Genomic DNA, 2,284 nt, shown 5'->3' with positions numbered 1-2,284 from the left:
CTGACCGCCCGGTCCGCTGCTGCGAGAGGTACTAAACGCTAATTCTTTTGATAGTAGAGCCGGATCCATCCGACAAATATACAACGCCACCCCTGTGGAAAGAACGTGTTTACGGATTTATACCGCCATCTATAGCAAAGCTCTTATCTATACACATCTGTGCCGGATACTATTTTATATATAAGCCTGACGTTATAGCTTCCCATATTGTATTGGTTACAAACACCCAACGCTGCTTACGGCTAAGACTATATCTAAAAAAGAACTCCCGGAAGAGATCGAATTAAAGATTCAATCGCTTAACCTGCTGGCAAGTACCATCAAAAATGAAAAAGGCAGAAAACCGGAAATCTTTGATGCTTACAAAAAGCAATATGAAGACATGCGCAGCACACAGGGCAAGCGAAAGAAGTACACTTCATTCGTATAGTACTATACTCTGCATTCTAATACTATACCCGGCTTCGGTCAAAATGCTGATCGAGGATCTCTGCTACTTCGTTCTTAAAGAGTTGTTTGCATCCATCCACCAGGTCAATTTTGTTTACCATAATATACTTTAGCATCTGCGCATAGTCGGTGCGTTTGGAGAAGAAGTAATCGCGCAGCTCGGTGTTCAGGTAGTTGATCTTGGCCTGATCTTCCAGCTCCTGGTAGTATTCTCCCTTTACAAAATTCTTTATACCGGCTTCTGTCAATATCAGTTGGATCAGTCGCTGCCGCATATTCTGGATGGTGTTGATGTGATCGATGCGATAGGTTTCCAGCGGATCAAACTCCAGCGACATTTCGTTCAGGCATAGCTGAATACACGTATCTATTTCTACATAAAACAGAGCGGAGTCTATATGACTGTTTTCATGTTCCAGTATCTGCTGAAACACAGAACGGTAACGCTCCAGCATAATACCGGCATGTTGCAGCTCAATCAGTTTATTCTTTACCTGCAATACCTTTTGGGCATTGGCTTTGGTTTGAAAACGATGGTATATATAGTCTTCTATACCGGTGTTTACCAGTAAACGATCAATCAGATTCTTTCTTGATTGCTGCAGTATCTCGCGCACCTGCAAAGGCACCAGGCTCATATCCTTGTCTTCAATTTTATGAATGCCGTTGAATATTCTGACTGTTTTCACATCTAATTAATTTAGTTATTCAAAGCTAAACAAAACTAATAATATTAGTTAATATTATCTGTAATTATTTATTTCGCTGCTGATTATCAAGCTATTGAAAGCGGCAGAAACAGGCTTTCGAACTTTATTTAAACAATGTAATGGCATTACCACCAAAAGATAGAAAACACCTTGAGTCTGTTATACCGAATGATCTGCGGTTGTTTGAGGTAACAGATATTAACCGGATGTTTACGTATATGGAAGAAACTTTTCACTTGAGCAAAAAGTGGAAGACGGTCTTTACGCTTGAATTACAAAAGACGGAGCGATCTATATCTGAGCAGGAGTTCTTCTTTCGCTTTGCACGAAAGCACCTGGATCCTCCGTTGCAGCAACTGCTGGTGCGTAAAGACTCTGTTGTATTTGCAATGGCACGTTTCCTGATCCACGACAGAATTCGTGAGAAACGCAAAGAGGAAGAAGGAAGTCGATAAAAGTGAAATGCAGAATATCTCCCGCAGATCACGCTGATTAACGCAGATGAAATACAGAATTATTTCCCACAGAATTCACGGATTAACACAGATTAAAATCAAAAAGAGTCTGGAAGATGGCAAGGTTAGAAAGAGATAATGGGTAAACAAGGGATACCGATCAAAGAATGATGAAGTGAGTTGCTTCTATTTATTTCTGCGTGTATCTGCGAGATCTGCGGGAAATAATTCTGCATTTATCCGTGTTAATCTGTTCCCAATAGCTATCGGGATGTGGGAGATATTTTGCATTTGCTAGTTGATTATCTCCTTCACCAGCTTGCGTTCTTTTACTTCGCCATTTTCTTCGTATACGTAGTAGGCGTTGCTTTCTTCTTTCATGGCTATTACTTTTTTTACTTCGTTGTCTTCAAAGTATATAGCGGCCTGATCATCGCAGGCATAGCCGGGTTTAAATTCTTTGGAACGTATATACGAATGATACAGCGGTCTGCGGGTGGGCTCTGAATCAAAATGCGGACAATGACTTCCCTTTAAAAATCCGAGACACTCTACTTTCGAAATCTCTTTGGGGCGCGAGTCGGTGGTGCCATGTTCAAACCAGCAGAGCGAGCCTGCACTTCCTCCGGCCAGTACAATACCATTGTCCCATGCTTTGCGCAGAATAAC

General features: G+C 41.4%; 3 protein-coding genes. 1 reads left to right on the top strand and 2 read right to left on the bottom strand.

Annotated elements, in window-relative coordinates; translation table 11 throughout:
- Positions 1-452 precede the first annotated feature (452 nt).
- A complete protein-coding gene (locus tag VIN08_RS15365; protein WP_331966861.1) occupies positions 453-1,139 on the bottom strand; it encodes a hypothetical protein in 687 nt (228 codons plus the stop codon).
- Between the two features lie 140 nt (positions 1,140-1,279).
- Here VIN08_RS15365 and VIN08_RS15360 point away from each other — a divergent pair, with 140 nt between their 5' ends.
- Positions 1,280-1,615 (top strand): hypothetical protein, encoded by a 336-nt coding sequence (locus tag VIN08_RS15360; RefSeq protein ID WP_331966860.1) that lies wholly within the window; start codon positions 1,280-1,282, stop codon positions 1,613-1,615.
- Positions 1,616-1,909: 294 nt separating this feature from the next.
- Here VIN08_RS15360 and VIN08_RS15355 read toward each other — a convergent pair.
- The coding region (locus VIN08_RS15355) for a Type 1 glutamine amidotransferase-like domain-containing protein (protein ID WP_331966858.1) at positions 1,910-2,284 on the bottom strand (375 nt) is incomplete at its 5' end.

This window comes from Ohtaekwangia sp., from assembly GCF_036568665.1.
GTDB lineage: Bacteria > Bacteroidota > Bacteroidia > Cytophagales > Cyclobacteriaceae > Ohtaekwangia.
This window is presented reverse-complemented; position numbering and strand designations above follow the sequence as displayed.

Excerpts from the sequence above, each read along its gene's own strand:
- VIN08_RS15360 (WP_331966860.1), top strand. The coding sequence starts at position 1,280 with ATGGCATTACCACCAAAAGATAGAAAACACCTTGAGTCTGTTATACCG.